The following is a 19,540-nucleotide window of genomic DNA, read 5'->3' as shown; positions in this document are numbered from 1 at the left end:
CGATCCCCGGCGACACACCTTGGAACCGACACTCCACGATACGCCAGCACCGCCGCGGTAAACGCCAAACGAACGCCGATGCGGATACGGCGCAATGGCAAGATGTTGCTCGTGCCGAGCCCCCCGCCGACCCTCAGCAGGAGACGCCTTTTGGCCTCGGCCGCGGCATTGGCGCTGGTGGGCGCGACCGCAGCGGCCTGCGGCTCCCCGCCCCCACCGCCGGAAGTCGACGAACTCGCCGCGCAGCTCGACCGGGCGCGCGCCGACAGCCAGCTGGCCACCGACGCCGCCGCCAACGAGCGGGGCAGCGTAGCCCAGGCCCTGACGGCGGTGGCGGCCGAACGCGCGGCCCACGCCCAGGCGTTGTCCGACGAACTGGTCCGGCTGCGCGGGGAGGAGGCGCCCACCTCGACGCCGACCAGCACCACCGCCGAGACCGCCAAGCCGCCGACGGTCAAGGATGCCCGTAACGCGCTGCGGGCGTCGGCGTCGAGCGCCACCGAACTCGCGGCCAAACTCGACGGCTACCGCGCCGGGCTGCTCGCGTCGATCGCCGCGGCCTGCACCGCCGCGTACACCGTCGCGCTCGCCGAACCGGAGAAGACGCGATGACGTCGGCGGAACCCACCCCCACCCGGCCGTCGGATGCCGCGGACGGCGCGCTGTACGACGCGATCGCCACCGAGCACGCGACCATCTACGGGTACGGCATCGTCTCGGCGCATTCCACACCCGAGGACAACAAGCTGGTGTCGGATTCCATGGCCGAGCACCGCGAACGCCGCGAGGCCGGGCTGAAGATGCTGAGCGACCGGTCGATCGCCGGACCGCTGCCCGCAGCGGGATACCAGCTGCCGATGAAGGTGGAGACCCCCACCGATGCCGCCAAACTCGCGGTCCGGATGGAGGAGGACGCGGCCGTCGCGTGGCGCGCCGTCGTCGAGCAGGCCACCTCCGAACAGGAGCGCGCGTTCGGTGTGGCGGCGCTGACGCAAGCTGCGGTGACGGCGGCGCGGTGGAGCCAGGTGCTCGGCACGACGCCGGTCACGGTGCCGTTCCCCGGCGGCAGCGAGTAGCTCCTCGCCGAGTGTGCGCTCAGGCCGAGATTCCGACCCTTGATCTCAAGTGGTCGCTGCAACACCTGAGCTTATGGAGGGTGTTGCTCGATGGGGTTTCGGATGCATGGCTGCAAACAAGTGCCGGAGTCTGTCCGCGAGGTGTTCTTCGAGACGTTGAGGTCGGGGGTGTCGCCGACGGCGGCGGCGACAGTGGCCGGGGTGGCTGGTGCCACGGGTCGCAAATGGGCCAGAGACGCCGGTTATCAGACCAGTAAGAAGCATTACGGCACTCGGTATTCGCAAGAGACTCGGGAGGCGTTTTGGACCGCGTTGCGGTCGGGGTCCTCGCCGACGCAGGCCGCGGTGTTCGCCGGCGTGTCGGAGCACACGGCCCTGCGGTGGGTCCAACAGGCTGGTTACGTGCCCAGAACACCTCTTGCTGTGGTTAGCGATCTCGACACCGCGTCATCACCGGCAGGGCCGATGTCGTTTCTTGAACGCTGTCGGTTAGAAGAACTGCTGGAGAGGGGGCATTCACCGGCTCGGGCCGCAGCATTGCTGGGGCGACATCGGTCCACGATCAGTCGTGAGACCCGTCGCGGGCAGACCGCCTCGGGATACCGGGCGCGCGTCGGGCAGGGCAGCGTTGAGGCCAACGCCAAACGTCCCAAGCCACGCAAACTCGATACCAACCCCGTCCTGCTCGACCAGGTTGTGCAACGCTTGAAGCATCGGCACAGCCCCGAGCAGATCGCGGGCCGGCTGCGCGAAGAGTTCCCCGACGACCCGGAGATGTGGGTGTCGCACGAAACGATTTATCAGTCCATGTATGTCCAGCCTCGCGGGGAGCTTGCCCGGCTGGTCAAGACCGCGCTACGCACCGGCCGCACTCAACGAAAACCACAGGGCCGCACCCCTACTGGCGCCGGAAAGCTCAAGGGCATGGTCAACATCAGCCAGCGACCTGCTGAAGCTGACGACCGCGCGATCCCGGGTCATTGGGAAGGCGATCTGATCCTGGGCAGTACCGCCTCGGGCTCAGCGATCGGCACCATGGTCGAACGCACCACCGGGTTCGTGGTGCTGCTGCATCTGCCCGCCGATCGCACCGCAGCCACCCTGGCCGAGGCCATGTCGGCCAAGATCCCCGAAATCCCCGAAATCCTGCGCCGCTCACTGACCTGGGACCAAGGCAGCGAGATGGCATTGCACACCAAGATCACCGAAGCCACCGGCCTGCCGATCTACTTCTGCGACCCGCACAGCCCCTGGCAGCGCGGCACCAACGAAAACACCAACGGACTCTTGCGGCAGTACTTTCCCAAAGGCACGGACCTGTCCTTCTACGGCCCCGGCTGGCTAGACGAGGTCGCCGCCGAACTCAACGCCCGACCCCGCAAACGCCACCACTGGCGCACCCCCGCCGAGGAACTTAACCGGCTACTCTCAGACCCGTCCACATTTGTTGCAACGACCGCTTGAATCCAAGACCTGATTCTCGCGCTCAGCGCACGTTCGACGGGGCCACGGCGGCGACGATCGCGTCGGCCGCACCGTCGACCGCGACCTCGCGCTTCTCGCCGCTGAACCGGTTGCGCAGCTCGACCACACCGTCCGCCCAGCCGCGGCCGACCACGACGATCGACGGCACCCCGAGCAGTTCGGCGTCCTTGAACTTCACCCCGGGCGAGGCGGTGCGGTCGTCGAGCAGCACGTCGATGCCGCGCCGGTCCAGCTCACCGGCCAGCTCATCGGCGCCGGCGCGGGCGGCGGCGTCCTTGTTCGCGATGACGAGGTGGACGTCGAACGGGGACACCTCCGACGGCCACCGCAGGCCGATGTCGTCGTGGTGTTGTTCGGCGATGACGGCGACCAGCCGCGACACCCCGATGCCGTAGGACCCCATGGTCAGCCGGACCGGTTTGCCGTTCTCGCCGAGCACGTCGACCTCGAACGCGTCGGTGTACTTACGGCCCAGCTGGAAGATGTGGCCGATCTCGATGCCGCGCGCGCTCACCAGCGGCCCGGCCCCGTCCGGCGACGGATCGCCGTCGCGCACCTCGGCGGCCTCGATCGTGCCGTCGGCGACGAAGTCGCGCCCGGCGACCAGGCCCACGACGTGCTTGCCGGGTTCGTCCGCGCCGGTGATCCACGACGTGCCGTCGACCACCCGCGGGTCGACCAGATAACGAACGCCGTTGGCCAGCAACGCTTTCGGGCCGATGTACCCCTTGACAAGGGACGGGTACTTGGCGAAGTCGGCGTCGTCGAGCAACGCGTACTCGGCCGGTTCGAGCGCGGCGCCCAGCCGTTTGTCGTCGACCTCGCGGTCACCGGGCACACCGACGCCCAGCAGTTCCCACTCTCCGCCGGGCAGGCGGGTCTTGAGCATCACGTTCTTGAGGGTGTCGGCCGCGGTGACCGTGCGGTCCAGCGTCGCGTTGGCCCAGTCGACGAGCGTCGCGATCGTCGGGGTGCCCGGGGTCTCGTAGACCTTGGCCTCGGGTAGGCCGTCGATCGGCAGGGCTTCCGAAACCGCGGTGGTCACCGCTTCGACGTTGGCGGCGTACCCGGACTCCAGACAGCGCACGAACGTGTCCTCGCCGATCTCGCTTTCGGCCAGGAACTCCTCTGATGCGCTGCCGCCCATCGCCCCCGACACCGCCGACACGATCACGTAGCGCACACCCAACCGATCGAAGATCCGTTGGTAGGCCTCGCGGTGCGCCAGGTACTGCGCGCGCAGGCCGTCGTCGTCGACATCGAACGAGTACGAGTCCTTCATGACGAACTCGCGGCCCCGCAGGATGCCGGCCCGCGGCCTCGCCTCGTCGCGGTACTTGGTCTGGATCTGGAACAGCAGCAGCGGAAAGTCCTTGTAGCTGCTGTACTCCCCCTTGACCGTCAGCGTGAAGAACTCCTCGTGGGTGGGGCCCAGCATGTAGTCGTTGCGGCGGCGGTCCTGCAGCCGGAACACGCCGTCGCCGTACTCGGTCCAGCGGTTCGTCGTCTCGTAGGGCGCCTTGGGCAGGAGCGCCGGGAACAGGATCTCCTGGCCGCCTATCCCGGTCATCTCGGACCGGACGACGTTCTCGATCTTGCGCAGCACCCGCAACCCCAGCGGCAGCCAGCTGTAGAGGCCGGGTCCGACGGGCCGGATGTAGCCGGCGCGGATCAGCAGTTTGTGGCTGGGCACTTCGGCGTCGGCGGGGTCGTCGCGCAGAGTGCGCAGAAACAGCTCCGACATGCGGGTGATCACAGCCGACAACCTTACTGACCGCGCGGGTTATAGCTCGCCGGCCTCCACCGCCTCCTTCGTGTGCTGCGCGGCGGCGATCTCGCGGGACGAGAAGCCGATGAAGAATGCGGCGATCCCGACTATCACCGCGACACCGGCCACCCACAGCAGCGAGTAGGTGTAGCCGTACCCGAGGGCGTCGAGCTGGGCGGGCGTCATGTCCTTCACCGGGCCCGTGGTGCCTCCGAGGTACAGCGTGCGCGACGTCTGCACGGCCTGGATCACGACCAGCACCAAAGGGCCGCCGAGGTTCTGCACCATCAGCGTGATCGATGAGACCGGTCCGATCTCACCCGGACCGACGCCCGCGATCGCGCACAGCGGCAGGATCACCGCGATGGCCCCGATGCCGAAGCCGCCCACGACGATCGGCGCGAACAGGTCAGGGAAGTACGGGATGCTGCGGTCCAGCGTCGAGCCGTAGAGCATCGCGCCGAGCACGAACAGGCCGCCGCCGAGGATCAGCCAGCGCGGCGCGACGTGCGGGGCGAGCCGGGCCGCGACCGCCGTGCCGACCCCGAAGGCCAGCGCGAACGGGATGAAGCAGATTCCGGCCCGCAGCGCCGAGTAGCCCAGGACGTCCTGCACCAGCAGCCCGATCATCACGGTCAGCGTCAACAGCACCCCGCCGGCGAGGAACAGCGCGACGAACGTCATCACCCGGTTGCGGTTGTCGAACACCGAGAACGGCACGATCGGGTGCTGCGCGGTGCGTTCGACGAGCAGGAAGCTGATGAAGAACACCGCCGACGCGACCGCGGCGCCGATCACCAACGGATCGACCCATCCCCGCGGCGGGCCCTGCGTGAACACCAGCACCGCCGACGAGCAGCCCAGCGTGGCCAGCAGCGCACCGGTGATGTCGAGTTTGAGCCGCTCGTGGTGGGTTTCGGCGAGCTTGAACACCGCGATCGCGATGATGGCGATGCCGATCGGCACGTTGATCAGGAACGCCAACCGCCACGAGATCACGGTCAGTGCACCGCCGAGCACCAGGCCGAGCACCGAGCCGATGCCCTGCATGGCCGCGGAGATGGCCAGCGCGCGGTTACGCGCCTGACCCACCGCGTATGTCGTCGCGATCAGCGCCAGCCCGGTAGGCGCCGCGACGGCCGCCCCGGTGCCCTGCACCGCCCTCGCGATGATCAGCGTGGCCGGGTCGGTGGCCAAGCCGCACACGAGCGAGGCGATGGTGAACACCCCGACGCCGGACAGGAAGGCGCGCTTGTGGCCAATCGCGTCGCCGACGCGTCCACCGAGCAGCAGCAACCCGCCGAACGCCAGGACGTAGGCGGTGATGACCCAGCTCTTGGTGGCGTCGGCGAGGCCCAGGTCGGCCTGCATGCGAGGCAGCGCGACGATCACGATCGTGCCGTCGAGCGTCGACATGAGCTGCATGCCGGTGATCGCGATGATCGCCGGGCCCAGAACCGACTTCGCGAGCGGCAGCGCCGCGGGCGGAACGGGGCAGTCCGTCGACTCGGAGGAACCACCGACGGCAGACATGGACAGCCACCCTACCGAGTGCGGTTCAGAGGTACTCGGGTGCGGCTAGCGCTAACCGAGCTAAAGCTCTCCCCGGCTCGATGTCGAGCTAAAGCTCTCCCCGGCTCGATGTCGAGCTAAAGCTCTCCCCGGCTCGATGTCGAGCTAAAGCTCTCCGGAGTCGATCGCGTCCTTGACTTCCTGCGCATGCGCAACCTGCGACGCGGTGTAGCCGATGAACAACGCCGCGGCGCCCACGATCACCGCGACGGCCGCGACCCACAACAGCCCGTAGGTGTAGCCCTGATCCAGCGCGTGCAGCTGCGCGGCGTTCATGTCGTTGACCGGTCCGGTGGTGCCGCCCAGATACAGCGTGCGCGACGTGATCACGGCCTGGATCACCGCCAGCACGACGGGCCCGCCGAGGTTCTGCAGCATCAGCGCGATGGCCGACACCGGGCCGATCTGGTCGAAGCCGACACCGGCGATGGCCGACAGCATCAGCGGCACCACGATCATCCCGATGCCCAGGCCGCCGATCGTGATCGGCAGGACCAGGTTCGGGAAGTACGGGATGTTCGCGTCGAGCGTGGAGCCGTAGATCATCGCGCCCAGCACCAGCACGCCGCCGGCGATCACCAGCAGCCGCGGCGGGAACATCTGGACCAGCTGCGACGACAGCCCCAGCCCGATCCCGAGCGCGATCACGAACGGAATGAACCCGATACCTGCCCGCAGCGGGCTGTAGCCCATGATGTCCTGCACGTACAGGCCGATCAGCACGGTCAGCGTGAACATCACGCCGCCGGCGAGGAACACCGCGGCGAACGTCGCGACCCGGTTGCGGTCCTTGAACAGGTCGAACGGCATGACGGGGTTGGCGGCGGTGCGCTCGACGTAGAGGAACGCGAGCAACGCGACACCCGCGGCCAGGCCGGAGCCCAGCGTGACCGGCGACAGCCAGCCCTGCTCGGGACCCATCGAGAAGCCGAACACCGCTGCGGTGCAGCCGAGCGTCGCCAGGATCGCGCCTGCGGCGTCAAGCTTGAGCCGCTCACGGCTCGTCTCGCGCAGCGTCTTGCGGGCCAGGTGGATCATCACCAAGCCGATCGGCACGTTGATCAAAAACGCCCAGCGCCAGGACACCTCGGTGAGCGCCCCGCCGACGATCAGACCCATCACCGAGCCGATACCGGTCATCGCTGCGAAGATCGCGGTGGCCGCATTGCGGGCCGGGCCCTTCGGGAACGTGGTCGCGATCAGCGCCAGTGCGGTGGGTGACGCGATGGCCGCGCCGACGCCTTGCAGCAGCCGTGCGGTGACCAGCGTCGCCTCGTTCCACGCGAGGCCGCACAGCACCGAGGCGATGGTGAACAACGCGACGCCGACTATGAAGGTGCGCTTGCGCCCGATCGTGTCGCCGAGCCGACCGCCGAGCAGCATCAGTCCGCCGAACGTCAGCACGTAGGCGGTGATGACCCAGCTACGGCCGGCGTCGGAGAGGCTCAGCTCGTCCTGAATCTTAGGAAGCGCGACGATCGCGACCGTGCTGTCCATGGTCGCGAGCAACTGCATGCCACCGATCGCGATGACCGCCGCGATGAACCTCCGCGACGGCAGCCACGTCGAGGACCTGCCGATTTGCTCCCGCGCGGACTGAACAGCGCTCTTCTGGGAACGTGTCGAAAAGGCTCGGTTTGCCCCACCCTCGGCGTCACGGCGCATGGCAGCACGCTCTGCGTCATTGAGAGCCGTCATACGGGTTACCTTACAGTAATCTTAAGAATCCTTTAACCGCCGAAGGCGGCCACGGGCCCGATCACGATGATCGCGGGCGGCCGAATTCCGTCTTCCCGGATGCGTTCCGCGGCATCGGCGAGGGTCGCGCGCAAAGTCCGCTGCGCGGCCGTCGTACCGTGCTGGACCACCAGCACCGGTGTATCCGCAGGTCGTCCGCCCTCCAGCAGAGCCGCGGCGAAAAGTTCGATGCGCTCGACCGCCATCAGCAACACGATCGTGCCCGAGAGCGCCGCCAGGGCATTCCAATTCACTAACGATTCGGGATGCCCCGGCGCGACATGCCCACTGACCACCACGAATTCGTGCGTGACATGGCGGTGCGTGACGGGCACGCCCGCGAGTGCGGGAACGCCTATGGCGCTGGTCACACCAGGTACGACGGTCACCGGGATGCCCGCCTCGGCGCACGCGATCACCTCTTCGTAGCCGCGCGCGAACACGAACGGGTCGCCGCCCTTGAGGCGCACGACGAACTTGCCCTCCTTCGCGCGGTCGATCAGCAGGCCGTTGATCGCGTCCTGGGCCATGGCCCGGCCGTAGGGGATCTTCGACGCGTCGATGACCTCGACGTGCGGGGGCATCTCGGCGAGAAGCTCCTGCGGCGCTAGCCGGTCGGCGACGACGACGTCGGCGTGCGCCAGCAGCCGGCGTCCCCGGACGGTGATCAGCTCGGGATCGCCCGGTCCCCCGCCGACGAGCGCCACCCCGCCGCGCACGACGTCGGTGGTCGCCGACTCGTCCGGTGCGATGAGCCCCTGCTGCATGGCTTCGTGGATCGCCGACCGGATCGCCGCCGACCGCCGGTGCTCGCCCCCGGCGAGCACCCCGACCGACAAGCCCTCGTACTCGAACGACGCGGGGGTGACCGCGGTGCCCTCGATGGCCACGTCGGCGCGGACGCAGAAGATGTGGCGGTCCTCGGCCTCGGCGACGACGGCCGCGTTGACGGCCGGGTCGTCGGTCGCCGCGATCGCATACCACGCGCCCTCGAGGTCGCCGGGACGAAACTCACGCAGCTGCAGTGTGATTCCGGTCATGGCCTCGACCACGGGGGTGGCCTCGCGGGCGATGACGACGACGTCGGCGCCGTTGGCCACCAGGAGCGGCAGTCGGCGCTGCGCCACGCTGCCGCCGCCGACGACGACAACCTTCCTGCCGGTCAGGCGTAGACCGACGAGGTAGGCGTTCTCGGTCACTGGCTTGGATCCTCTTCTCGCGAGCGGCTCATCGGCGCGAGCTTAGAGGTTGCGGCGACGGCGACGAACCGGCTGATCGCCCGCGGGTGCGCGGCGGGGTGGGTGTGCAGATAACCGGCGTGCACGGCGCCGTCCACGACGCCGTCGCGCCTGCGCGCGATGTCGTGACCGGCGAAGATCCATGCGGGCGCGTAATCCTCTTTGAAATTGACTGCGGTGCGGTGGAATTCGTGCCCCATGGTGCGGTCACCGATCGAATGCAGGGGCGAGTCCGCCACCACGACCGCCTCGCGATAGCCGAGTGTGAGCCGGTCGGTGAACGTGGCCGAACCGGCGATCACGCCACACATCGGGTGGCCGTCGAGGTCGCCGACGAGATAGGTCAGCCCCGCGCACTCGGCGTGCACGGGCGCACCCGACGCCGCCAGCTGTCGAATCTGCGTGCGGGCGACCTCGTTGGCCGACAGTTCGGCGACGAACTCCTCCGGGAAGCCGCCGGGCAACACGAGCGCGTCCGTGCCCGGCGGCAACGGGTCGGTCAGCGGGTCGAACTCGACGACCTCGGCACCCGCAGCGGCAAGCACTTCGCGATGCTCGGCGTAGCCGAAGCTGAAGGCCTTACCCGACGCCAGCGCGACCGTCGCATCACCGCCGACCGGCGTCACCTCCTCGGCGTCCCAGGGGTCGTCGATGACCCGGCTCTCGGCCAGCGCGGCGATACCCACCAGGTCCACGTAACGCCCGACCAGCGCCGTCATCGCCTCGACCGCCGCTCGAGCCCTGTCGCCGTGTTCGACCGCGGTGACCAGACCCAGATGCCTTGAGGGAACAGTCAATTCGTCACTGCGTGGAATCGCCCCGAACACCGGCACACCGGCGTGCTCACACGCCTGACGCAACACCTCCTCGTGGCGCAGCGAGCCGACCCGGTTGAGGATCACCCCGGCGACGCGCACCGACGAGTCGAATGTCGAAAAACCGTGCAGCAGTGCGGCGATGCTGTGGCTCTGCCCTCGGGCGTCGACGACGAGGACGATCGGCGCGCCGAGCAGCCCCGCGACGTGGGCGGTGGAACCGAACGCGCTGCTGCGTGCCTCTTCGGTGATGCGCCCGTCGAACAGGCCCATGACGCCTTCGATGACCGCGATGTCGGCGCGGGTGCTGCCGTGCCGGTACAACGGGCCGATCAGGTGCTCGCCCATCAGGACGGGGTCGAGGTTGCGGCCCGGCCGCAGCGTGGCCAGCGCGTGGTAGCCGGGGTCGATGTAGTCGGGGCCCACCTTGAACGGAGCGACCGCTCGTCCTGCCCGCCGCAGCGCTCCCATCAAACCCGTTGCGACGGTGGTCTTTCCGCTACCCGAGGATGGCGCGGCGATCACGACGGCAGGCGTCGACCTGCTCACGCCCGCCACCTCGCCTCTTTTTCCTCGCGAGCGTGCGTGTTTGCACACGACACGCCGCGCAAGCGCAGCGGTTTGTGCACACTCGTGTCGGCGCGAGCGTGCGCAAGGTGTCGGGATTTCCCCGCGTGTCGTGTGCAAACACGCACGCTCGCCCAACCGTCGGCAAGAGGTGGGGTCACCACTCGATGCCCTTCTGCCCCTTGCGGCCGACGTCCATCGGATGCTTCACCTTCGTCATCTCGGTGACCAGGTCCGCGGCGTCCAGCAGCCGCTGCGGGGCGTCGCGGCCGGTGATGACGACGTGCTGGGTGCCGGGCCGCGAGCGCAGAGTCTCGACAACCTCGTCGACGTCGATCCAGCCCCACTTCAGCGGGTAGGTGAACTCGTCGAGCACGTAGAAGTCGTGGCGCTCGTCGGCGAGCCGCCGCGCGATCTCGGCCCAGCCGTCGGCGGCCGCGGCCGCGTGATCGACCTCGTCGCCCTGCTTTCGCGACCACGACCAGCCGGAGCCCATCTTGTGCCACTGCACCGGTCCCCCGACGCCGTGCTCGTCGTGCAGCTTTCCGAGCTCGCGGAACGCCGCCTCCTCGCCGACCTTCCACTTGGCGCTCTTGACGAACTGGAACACCGCGATGTCGAACCCTTGGTTCCACGCCCGTAACGCCATCCCGAACGCCGCGGTCGACTTACCTTTACCGGGGCCGGTGTGCACCGCGAACAGCGGCGCGTTGCGCCGCGCCCGGGTGGTCAACCCGTCGTCAGGAACCGTCAGCGGCTGGCCCTGCGGCATACGAACCTCCCTGTCAGGCGGCGGTGCGGACCACGTCGGTCAGGCTGTCCGCCCGGAGCTGGGCCAGCCGCACCGCCGGGGCGCCCAGTCGTTCGGCGAGCTCTTCGGCCAAGCCGAGCCGCACATACGACGTTTCGCAGTCCACGACGACCGCGGCGGCGCCTTCGGCGACCAACCGGGCGGCGGCCGTCCGCGCGCGGCCCAACGGGTCGGCACCGCCGGTCGCGCGCCCGTCGGTCAGCACCACCACCAGGCTGCGCCGGGCACGGTCACGGGCCTTCTCCCTCACCACGAGGTCGCGGGCCGCCAGCAAGCCCTCCGCCAGAGGCGTCTTGCCGCCGGTGTCGAAGCGGGCCAGACGCCGGCTCGCGATGTGCACCGACGACGTCGGCGGAAGCAGCACCTGCGCGTCGCGTTGGCGGAACGTGATGACGGCGACCTTGTCGCGCCGCTGATACGCGTCGCGCAGCAGCGACAGCGCCGCGCCGCCGACCGCGGACATCCGGTCGCGCGCGGCCATCGAACCCGATGCGTCGACGACGAAGATCACCAGGTTGCCCTCGCGGCCCTCCCGGATCGCCCGCCGTACATCGTCCGGCCGCGGCCGGGGCGCCCCCGCACCGCGCTGCCGCTCCGCAGCGGCCAACAGTGTGCCGAACACGTGCACGCCGTGACCGGTCCGAGCGTCGGGGGTCGCCGCGATCGTCTTGCCGGTGCGGTTACGCGCCCTTGACCGGCGGCCTGGCGCACCCTCCCCCACGCCGGGCACCACCAGCGACCGGGTCCGGAACACGGCGGACGGGGTGGCGTTCGGTCGCGATGCGCCGCCCGAGCTCCGTTGTGACTGTTGACCATTGCCGCCGTCGGTGTCGGGTGTCGACGCGCCACCACCCGGCGGGTCGGGTTCGGGATCGGGGTTTTCGTCGGCGGCGTCGTCGGCCTGCGCCATCGCGTCGTCGAGCTGTCCCGGATCAAGCCCCGGGTCGTCGAAGGGGTCGCGCCGACGGCGGTGCGGCAGCGCGAGTTCGGCGGCCACCCGGACGTCCTCCTCGGCCACCGTGTCGGCCCCGCGCCACGCGGCGTGTGCGACGGCGGTCCTGGCGACGACGAGGTCGGCGCGCATCCCGTCGACGTCGAACGCGGCACACAGCGCCGCGATGCGTCGTAATTCGCTGTCCGGCAACGAAACCGAGGCGACCAGAGCACGCGCGGCGGCGACCCGTTGCGCCAACTCGGCGTCGGCCTCGGCGTAGCGCTGCGCGAATGCGTCGGGATCGGCCTCGTACGCCATGCGCTGTCGGATCACCTCGACGCGGACGTCGACGTCGCGCGAGGCCCGCACGTCGACGGTCAACCCGAACCGGTCGAGCAGCTGCGGACGCAGTTCGCCCTCTTCGGGATTCATCGTGCCGATCAAGACGAACCGGGCATCGTGACTGTGCGACACCCCATCACGCTCGACGTGCACCCGCCCCATCGCCGCGGCGTCGAGCAACACGTCGACCAGGTGGTCGTGCAGCAGGTTCACCTCGTCGACGTAGAGCACGCCGCCGTGCGCGCGGCCCAGCAGCCCGGGTGAGAACGCATGCTCGCCGTCGCGCAGCACCTTCTGCAGGTCCAGCGACCCGACCACCCGGTCCTCGGTGGCGCCGATCGGCAGTTCGACCAGCTGTCCGGAGGTCCCGGAACCACCCTCCGCCGCCGCCTCGAGCACCTTGGCCAATCCCCGCACCGCGGTCGACTTCGCGGTGCCCTTCTCGCCGCGGATCAGGACCCCGCCGATGTCGGGACGGATCGCGCACAGCAGCAGCGCCAGCCGTAGGCGGTCATGCCCGACGATCGCGCTGAAGGGATAGGTCACGGCTTCAGCATAGGGACGTGCGGAATGCCGTCCTGCATGAACTCCTCACCGTCGCGGACGAAGCCGAGACGGGCGTACATATCGGCCAGGTACGTCTGCGCGTCGATGCGACACGGATAGTCGCCGACCTCGGCCAGCGCGGCCTGCAGAAGCCGGGTGCTGTGCCCGTGCCCGCGCGCCTCGCGCTTGGTGCACACCCGCCCGATCCGGAAGCCCTTGTGGCCACCGGGATGCTCCTCCATCAGACGCAGCGTCGAAATGACCTCACCGGTGGAGGTTTCCAGCCAGAAGTGCCGTGTCTCACCGAGGAGGTCGCGGCCGTCGAGTTCCGGGTACGGAATGGCCTGCTCCACCACGAACACCTCGACTCGCAGCTTCAGCAGTTCGTACAGCGTCGCGGCGTCCAGGTCACGAGACCAACTGCGGCGCAGCGCAACCGTCATCCCGTGGCCACCGCCGAGGACTCGTCGAGTCGCAGGATGCGGTTGCCGTGCGACCAGACCTCGTCGAACAGCGCTGGCTCGGAGGACAATTCGTGACCCAGGGACGGCACCATGTCCTTGATCTTGGCCTCCCACGACGGATAACGCTCGGCGAAGCAGCGTTGCAGTACGTCGAGCATGGCGGGCACGGCGGTCGACGCGCCCGGCGATGCGCCCAGCAGCCCCGCGATGGTGCCGTCCCCGGATGTCAGCACGGTGGTGCCGAAGTCCAGCACGCCCTTGCCGCTTTTACCGCATATCACCTGGACACGCTGCCCCGCGACATTGAGCTCCCAGTCGGATTCCCGTGCGCTGGGCGCGAATTCGCGTAGCGCATCGATCCGCTCGGCGTCCGACAGCATCAGCTGGCCGACCAGGTACTTCAGCAGTCCGAACTGGGTGAGCGCGACGTTGACCATCGACGCGACGTTGTTGAGCGTGATGGACTCGGGCAGGTCGAACACGTCGCCCTGCTTGAGGAACTTCGGCGACCACCCCGCGAACGGTCCGAACAGCAGCCAGGACCGGCCGTTGATGACGCGCGCGTCCAGGTGCGGGACCGACATCGGCGGCGCACCGACAGGCGGCTGGCCGTACACCTTGGCTCGATGCGCGGCGGTCAGGCTGGAGACATCGGTGCGCAGGAACTTGCCGCTGACCGGAAAGCCGCCGAAGTTCTTGGCCTCCTTCATGCCCGCCTTCTGCAGCAGGTTCAGCGCTCCGCCGCCCGCGCCGACGAACACGAACCGACTCTTGAGCTTGCTCGTGCGCCCGGTGCGCAGGTTGGCCACCTTCAAGGTCCACGAGCCGTCGGAGTCCTTGCGCAGATCGCGCACCTCGTGTCCGAACTGCGTGGTCATACCGCGCTGAGCGACGTAGCCGAGCAGCTGGCGCGACAAGGCGCCGAAGTCGACGTCGGTGCCCTGCTGCGTCCAGTTCAGCGCGACCGGGTCGGAGAAGTCACGGTTCTGCGCCATCAGCGGGAGCCGCCGGGCGAACTCGTGCTCGTCGTCGATGTACTCCATGCGCGCGAACAGCGGGTTGGTCACCAGCGCGTCATAGCGGCGCCGCAGGTACTTCACCCCTTCGGCGCCGTGCACGAAGCTCACATGCGGAATCGGGTTGAGGAAGCTGCGCGGGTCGGTGATCACACCGTTCTCCACCGCATACGCCCAGAACTGGCGCGTCACCTGGAACTGCTCATTGATGTGCACGGCCTTCGAGATGTCGATCGACCCGTCGGGCTTCTGCGGGGTGTAGTTGAGCTCGCACAGCGCCGAATGGCCGGTGCCGGCGTTGTTCCACGCGTCGCTGCTCTCGGCGGCCGCCGCGTCGAGGCGCTCGATGAGCGTGATCGACCAGTCCGGCTCCAAGAGCCGCAGCAGCGTGCCCAGCGTTGCACTCATGATGCCGGCCCCGATGAGCACGACGTCTGTCTTCCTCGGTTCGTCAGACACTCTCAGCTCCCCCGATTGTCCTGGTGGCCGCGGCATGGTCGGTCATCAGGTTAGCCCGCAGCGGGCGTTCTCAATCCCCGTGCGCAGCGCCGTTCAGCGCTTGCCCCGGCGGCACCGGCCGCGCCGACTATCGTTGCTGTCGTGCCCGACTGGAAGGCAGATGTGCTGCCGGGCTACTGGCAACACACCATGGCCCTCGGCGCGGACCCGGACGGCGAGGGCGAACTCGTCGCCACCCTGGTGCGCCGCGGTGAATCCGATCCCTCGGCCACGCGTGCGGTGCTGTTGGTGCACGGGTTCACCGACTACTTCTTCAATACCGACCTCGCCGATCACTTCGCCGCCCGAGGATTCGCGTTCTACGCGATCGACCTGCACAAATGCGGCCGCTCATGGCGCGAGGGCCAGACACCGCACTTCACCACCGACCTCGCCCGTTACGACGTCGAACTCGAGCGCGCGCTCGACATCATCGCCTCGGTGTCCCCCGCCGAAGTGCTCGTCTACGGGCACTCGGCGGGCGGGCTCATCGTCTCGTTGTGGCTGGACCGGCTGCGCAGCGGCGGGCTGACCGACCGCAAGCGGGTCGGCGGCCTCGTGCTCAACAGCCCGTGGCTGGATCTGCAGGGACCGTCGATCCTGCGGGCCGCGCCGACCCGGGCCGCGCTGGGCGCGGTGTCGCGGGTGAACAAGCGGCTGGTGTTGCGGCCACCGAGCGAGGGCGGATACGGCACGTCGTTGCACCGCGACTACCACGGCGACTTCGATTACGACCTCAAGTGGAAACCGGTCGGCGGCTTTCCCGTCACGACGGGTTGGATCGCCGCGATCCGTCGGGGCCACGCGAGACTGCACCGCGGGCTCGACGTCGGTGTGCCCAACCTGATTCTGCGCTCGGACCGCAGCGTGCGTGAGGTGCGAGATCCCGAGGCGATCCAACGCGGCGACGCGGTGCTCGACGTCGGGCAGATCGCGCGGTGGGCGGGATGCATCGGAAACCGCACCACGATCGTGCCGATCGTCGACGCCAAGCACGACGTGTTCCTGTCGGTGCCCGAGGCGCGGCAGGCCGCGTACGACGAACTCGACAAGTGGCTGGACTGGTATCTGACCCACCGGGTTGTCCGCGGCTCCGACGCCGTCAGCCGTTCTACAGGAAGCTGGTCACCATGACGCACTTCGACATCGCGATCATCGGCACCGGCTCGGGCAACTCGATCCTCGACGAGCGCTACATCGACAAGAAGGTCGCGATCTGCGAGAAGAACGTGTTCGGCGGGACTTGCCTGAACGTCGGCTGCATCCCGACGAAGATGTTCGTCTACGCGGCCGGTATCGCCGACAACGTCAGGGAGGCAGCGCGATACGGCGTCGACGCGCACATCGACGCGGTGCGATGGCCCGACATCGTCTCGCGCATCTTCGGCCGGATCGATCCGCTGGCCCTCGCCGGAGAGAACTACCGACGGTCGTCACCGAACGTGCAGGTTTTCCGCAGCCACACCAGGTTTCGGCCGACCCTCCCCGACGGCCGTTATGCGCTGCGCACCGACGACGGCGACGAGTTCACCGCCGACCAGGTGGTGATCGCGGCCGGTTCCCGGGCGGTGGTGCCCGACGCGGTCACGGACTGCGGTACGCCTTACCACACGAGCGACACGATCATGCGCATCACCGAGCTTCCCGACCATCTCATCATTGTCGGTGGCGGTTATGTCGCTTGCGAATTCGCCCACATCTTCTCATCGCTCGGCAGCCAGATCACGCTGCTGATCCGGGGCAGCACGCTGCTGCGCGGTCACGACGACGACATCGCGATGCGCTTCACCGACATCGCGTCCAAGAAGTGGGAAGTGCGCAACCATCACGAGCTCGTCGATGCGCGCGAGGTCAACGGCGGCGTCGAGATCACGTGTCAGGACGGCTCGACGCTGCGCGGCGACGCGTTGTTGGTGGCGACCGGTCGCGTGCCCAACGGCGACATGCTCGATGCCGAGCACGCCGGGGTGAAGGTTACCGCGAGCGGGCAGGTCGTCGTCGACGAATACCAACGCACCACCGCGCGCGGCATTTTCGCGCTCGGCGACGTGTCCTCGGACTTCCAGCTCAAGCACGTGGCCAACCACGAAGCGCGTGTGGTCAAACACAACCTGCTCCAGGACTGGGATGACACCGAGGCGCTCATGCCCGCCAACCACCGTTACGTGCCGTCGGCGGTCTTCACCGACCCGCAGATCGCCAGCGTCGGATTGACCGAGAACGAAGCGCGCGCACAGGGATTCAGAATCAAGGTCAAGATTCAGGATTACGCCGACGTCGCATACGGGTGGGCCATGGAGGACACCTCCGGCATCGCCAAGCTCATCGTCGACGACGAGACCGGCCTGCTGCTCGGCGCGCACATCATGGGCCATCAGGCGTCGTCGCTGATCCAGCCCGTCATCCAGGCGATGGCGTTCGACCTACCCGCACAGGAGATGGCGCGCGGGCAGTACTGGATCCACCCCGCGCTTCCGGAGGTCATCGAGAACGCGCTGCTGGCGCTGTGCGGTGAACCGCCGTGGCCGCCGTCGCGACGGCACTAAGACGCTTGCGCCCAACGGGTTCCGACTCGACCGAAACGCCAGACGGCGACGGCGATCAACCATGCGGCCACGAACAGCCCGACGATCATGAACCCGACGGACTCCAGGTTGAGTGACCCGACCGCGGCGAGCGGACCCGACTCGATGCCGAGGCGTTCGACGATGAGCCCCGCAAGCACGATGACCCCGATGAACAGGGCGACGACCACCGACAGCATGGTCACGGTCAGGTTGTAGTAGACCTTGCGGATCGGCTGCAGGAACGCCCAGCCGTACGCCCTGGTCATGAGGACGCCGTCGGCCGCGTCGAACAGGCTCATCCCGGCGGCGAAAAGCACAGGGAGAACGAGGATCGCGTACCAGGGCAGGGTGAACGCGGCCGTTCCCGCGGCCAGCACCAGAAGTGCCACCTGCGTGGCGGTGTCGAAGCCCAGCCCCATGAGGAGCCCGACCGGGTAGAGGTGCCACGGCTTGTTCACCCGCCGCATCAGCGTGGCGAACAACCGCGCGAGGAAGCCGCGCTGTTCGAGCTGGCGCTCCAACTCGGCTTCGTCGAAGTCGCCGCTGCGCATCCGCCGGAAGATCTTGGCGATCCCCACGGCGGCGAACAGGTTCGAGAGCCCGATCAGGATGAGGAAGGTGCCCGCTACCAGCGAGCCGACCAGACCGAGCGTCTGCAGCAGCGGCGAGTTCTCGTCCTGGACCGGCCCGACCACTGCCCGCACGCCGATCGCCAGCAGGAAGGCCAGCCCGAAGACGACGGTGGAGTGGCCGAGCGAGAACCAGAACCCCGTCGACAGGGAGCGGGTCCCCTCGCCCACCAGCTTGCGGGTGGTGTTGTCGATCACCGCGATGTGGTCGGCGTCGAATGCGTGCCGCACACCGAGCAGATACGCGGTCACCCCGAGACCGACGCCGAACACACCGGCCGAGCCCAGGGTGATGTGCTGCGGCGCTACGCCGAATACGAGCACTCCCCAGCCGAACACGTGCAGCGCGAAGACGAAGCCGCCCATGCCGGCGATGGTCGTCCAGTCGGTGCGGTCGAATCGGGTGGGAGGAGATGTCTGCACCTGCTCGACGACGGCCATGGTCCGACCCTAGGCCGTTGCGCCGTTGCCTGTCTAGCTGAACACATGTTCATCTGGCGGCGTCAACCGGCCGCCGATCAAGTCGTGCGCTTGACCGCGGTGATGAGCAGGTATTCGGCGTCGTACGCGGTCCGGCCCGGCACGTCGGCCTGATCAGCTTCGGTGAGGAAGGCCAGGAAGTCGCGATCCAGCGCTTCGACGCGTTCGGTGTCGTTGGCGTTGAACTTATACGCCGCGATCGTGGGTCCGTAGTTGCGTTTCCAGTACTCGCGGAATTCCAGCGGCGTGGCGCAGTGATCCATGCGCACCGTCTTGCGGCGTAGCGTGAGGTCGCTGACCCGGTCGCCGAACAGCGCGCGGACGTGCTCCTCGCTGCCCCACAGCGGCGGCGGGGTCGCCCCCGGCGGTGGCGGCGGCGCGTAGGGCTTCATGGTCGCGAACAACTTCCCGATGAAGCCTTCGGGCGTCCAGTTGATCATCCCGATCGTTCCGCCGGGCCGGGTCACCCTGATCAGTTCGTCGGCGGTTTCCTGATGGTGCGGCGCGAACATCGCACCGACGCAAGACATCACCACGTCGAAAGCGTTGTCGGCGAACGGCAACGCCTCCGCGTCGGCTTCCGCCCACTCCAGGGTCACACCCCGCTCGGCGGCGATGCGGCGCCCCGCGTCGAACAGTTCCGGCGTGAGGTCGCTCGCCGTGACGGCCGCGCCGAGTGCAGCGGCTGGAATCGCCGCATTGCCCGAGCCGGCCGCAACGTCGAGCACCCGATCGCCGGTGCGCACCCCGCACGCGCGAACCAGTTCCGGGCCGAGTGTGGGAATGAGTTCGGCGGCGACGGCGGGATTCAACTACGAGGAGGACGACATGACAACGACTGAACAGAACACGACGACGGGCGATGGCGATCGGCAGCTCAAAGCCAAACATCGCGCGTTATGGGCCTCGGGTGATTACCCCGCCGTCGCCGCCGAACTCATTCCCACACTCGGCCCGGAACTGGTTCGCGCGTGCGGGGTGCGCACCGGCGATCG

At 68.5% G+C, this 19,540-nt stretch carries 16 protein-coding genes and 1 pseudogene; 6 read left to right on the top strand and 11 right to left on the bottom strand.

Features of this window, described 5'->3' with window-relative positions; all coding sequences use genetic code 11:
- The first annotated feature begins 102 nt into the window (after positions 1-102).
- From A5698_RS02085 to A5698_RS02075, 3 genes are all read left to right on the top strand, one after another.
- Positions 103-612 (top strand): hypothetical protein, encoded by a 510-nt coding sequence (locus A5698_RS02085; RefSeq protein WP_156670577.1) that lies wholly within the window; start codon positions 103-105, stop codon positions 610-612.
- Entirely contained in the window at positions 609-1,076 is a 468-nt protein-coding gene (locus A5698_RS02080; protein ID WP_068292644.1) for a ferritin-like domain-containing protein, read from the top strand. Before A5698_RS02085 ends, A5698_RS02080 begins: the two co-directional genes overlap by 4 nt.
- 90 nt (positions 1,077-1,166) lie before the next feature.
- Positions 1,167-2,540, top strand: coding sequence for an IS30 family transposase (locus A5698_RS02075; protein WP_084792204.1), 1,374 nt, complete (start codon positions 1,167-1,169; stop codon positions 2,538-2,540).
- A gap of 22 nt (positions 2,541-2,562) precedes the next feature.
- Here A5698_RS02075 and A5698_RS02070 read toward each other — a convergent pair whose 3' ends face one another.
- The 9 genes from A5698_RS02070 to mqo form a co-directional block, all read right to left on the bottom strand.
- Positions 2,563-4,317 (bottom strand): proline--tRNA ligase, encoded by a 1,755-nt coding sequence (locus tag A5698_RS02070; RefSeq protein ID WP_068292630.1) that lies wholly within the window; start codon positions 4,315-4,317, stop codon positions 2,563-2,565.
- A gap of 27 nt (positions 4,318-4,344) precedes the next feature.
- Positions 4,345-5,862: an MFS transporter gene (locus A5698_RS02065; RefSeq protein WP_068292629.1), complete on the bottom strand. Its 1,518-nt coding sequence runs from the start codon at positions 5,860-5,862 to the stop codon at positions 4,345-4,347.
- A gap of 144 nt (positions 5,863-6,006) precedes the next feature.
- Positions 6,007-7,599, bottom strand: a complete 1,593-nt coding sequence (locus A5698_RS02060; protein ID WP_068292627.1) for an MFS transporter — start codon at positions 7,597-7,599, stop codon at positions 6,007-6,009.
- Between the two features lie 32 nt (positions 7,600-7,631).
- Positions 7,632-8,837 carry a uroporphyrinogen-III C-methyltransferase gene (gene cobA, locus A5698_RS02055; protein ID WP_068292625.1) on the bottom strand — a complete coding sequence of 402 codons (1,206 nt, stop codon included), beginning with the start codon at positions 8,835-8,837 and terminating at the stop codon, positions 7,632-7,634.
- Positions 8,834-10,240 (bottom strand): cobyrinic acid a,c-diamide synthase CobB, encoded by a 1,407-nt coding sequence (locus tag A5698_RS02050; RefSeq protein ID WP_068292754.1) that lies wholly within the window; start codon positions 10,238-10,240, stop codon positions 8,834-8,836. Before A5698_RS02050 ends, cobA begins: the two co-directional genes overlap by 4 nt.
- Positions 10,241-10,415: 175 nt before the next feature.
- Complete coding sequence (gene cobO / locus A5698_RS02045) at positions 10,416-11,030, bottom strand: cob(I)yrinic acid a,c-diamide adenosyltransferase (RefSeq protein ID WP_068292623.1); 615 nt, start codon at positions 11,028-11,030, stop codon at positions 10,416-10,418.
- A 13-nt stretch (positions 11,031-11,043) separates the two neighbouring features.
- Positions 11,044-12,891, bottom strand: a complete 1,848-nt coding sequence (locus tag A5698_RS02040; protein ID WP_068292621.1) for a magnesium chelatase subunit D family protein — start codon at positions 12,889-12,891, stop codon at positions 11,044-11,046.
- A complete protein-coding gene (locus A5698_RS02035) occupies positions 12,888-13,334 on the bottom strand; it encodes a GNAT family N-acetyltransferase (protein WP_067084224.1) in 447 nt (148 codons plus the stop codon). The genes A5698_RS02040 and A5698_RS02035 overlap by 4 nt, the downstream gene beginning before the upstream one ends.
- Positions 13,331-14,866, bottom strand: coding sequence for a malate dehydrogenase (quinone) (gene mqo, locus A5698_RS02030; RefSeq protein WP_068292618.1), 1,536 nt, complete (start codon positions 14,864-14,866; stop codon positions 13,331-13,333). Before mqo ends, A5698_RS02035 begins: the two co-directional genes overlap by 4 nt.
- 153 nt (positions 14,867-15,019) lie before the next feature.
- Here mqo and A5698_RS02025 point away from each other — a divergent pair, with 153 nt between their 5' ends.
- On the top strand, positions 15,020-16,003 hold the full coding sequence (locus tag A5698_RS02025; protein WP_068292749.1) for an alpha/beta hydrolase: 984 nt from the start codon (positions 15,020-15,022) through the stop codon (positions 16,001-16,003).
- Positions 16,000-17,415: a mycothione reductase gene (mtr, locus tag A5698_RS02020; RefSeq protein ID WP_068292615.1), complete on the top strand. Its 1,416-nt coding sequence runs from the start codon at positions 16,000-16,002 to the stop codon at positions 17,413-17,415. Before A5698_RS02025 ends, mtr begins: the two co-directional genes overlap by 4 nt.
- Here the strand turns inward: mtr and nicT are convergent.
- Together nicT and A5698_RS02010 are read right to left on the bottom strand one after the other, a co-directional pair.
- Positions 17,412-18,506: a Nickel transporter NicT gene (gene nicT, locus A5698_RS02015; RefSeq protein ID WP_068292612.1), complete on the bottom strand. Its 1,095-nt coding sequence runs from the start codon at positions 18,504-18,506 to the stop codon at positions 17,412-17,414. The two genes, mtr and nicT, sit on opposite strands and share 4 nt — an antisense overlap.
- Positions 18,507-18,583: 77 nt before the next feature.
- The gene (locus A5698_RS02010) at positions 18,584-19,357 is read right to left on the bottom strand and encodes a class I SAM-dependent methyltransferase (RefSeq protein ID WP_084792203.1); all 774 of its coding nucleotides are present in this window, start codon (positions 19,355-19,357) and stop codon (positions 18,584-18,586) included.
- Positions 19,358-19,373: 16 nt separating this feature from the next.
- Here A5698_RS02010 and A5698_RS02005 point away from each other — a divergent pair.
- Positions 19,374-19,540: pseudogene (locus A5698_RS02005) on the top strand (SAM-dependent methyltransferase); the annotation flags it as partial.

The sequence above is a fragment of the Mycobacterium sp. E136 genome (assembly GCF_001666865.1).
In the GTDB taxonomy this organism is placed as follows: Bacteria; Actinomycetota; Actinomycetes; order Mycobacteriales; family Mycobacteriaceae; genus Mycobacterium.
This window is presented reverse-complemented; position numbering and strand designations above follow the sequence as displayed.

Coding starts and splice junctions, on each gene's coding strand:
- A5698_RS02085 (WP_156670577.1), top strand. CDS start 103: ATGTTGCTCGTGCCGAGCCCCCCGCCGACCCTCAGCAGGAGACGCCTT.
- A5698_RS02080 (WP_068292644.1), top strand. CDS start 609: ATGACGTCGGCGGAACCCACCCCCACCCGGCCGTCGGATGCCGCGGAC.
- A5698_RS02075 (WP_084792204.1), top strand. CDS start 1,167: ATGGGGTTTCGGATGCATGGCTGCAAACAAGTGCCGGAGTCTGTCCGC.
- A5698_RS02065 (WP_068292629.1), bottom strand. CDS start 5,862: ATGTCTGCCGTCGGTGGTTCCTCCGAGTCGACGGACTGCCCCGTTCCG.
- A5698_RS02060 (WP_068292627.1), bottom strand. CDS start 7,599: ATGACGGCTCTCAATGACGCAGAGCGTGCTGCCATGCGCCGTGACGCC.
- cobO (WP_068292623.1), bottom strand. CDS start 11,030: ATGCCGCAGGGCCAGCCGCTGACGGTTCCTGACGACGGGTTGACCACC.
- A5698_RS02035 (WP_067084224.1), bottom strand. CDS start 13,334: ATGACGGTTGCGCTGCGCCGCAGTTGGTCTCGTGACCTGGACGCCGCG.
- mqo (WP_068292618.1), bottom strand. CDS start 14,866: ATGCCGCGGCCACCAGGACAATCGGGGGAGCTGAGAGTGTCTGACGAA.
- A5698_RS02025 (WP_068292749.1), top strand. CDS start 15,020: ATGGCCCTCGGCGCGGACCCGGACGGCGAGGGCGAACTCGTCGCCACC.
- mtr (WP_068292615.1), top strand. CDS start 16,000: ATGACGCACTTCGACATCGCGATCATCGGCACCGGCTCGGGCAACTCG.
- nicT (WP_068292612.1), bottom strand. CDS start 18,506: ATGGCCGTCGTCGAGCAGGTGCAGACATCTCCTCCCACCCGATTCGAC.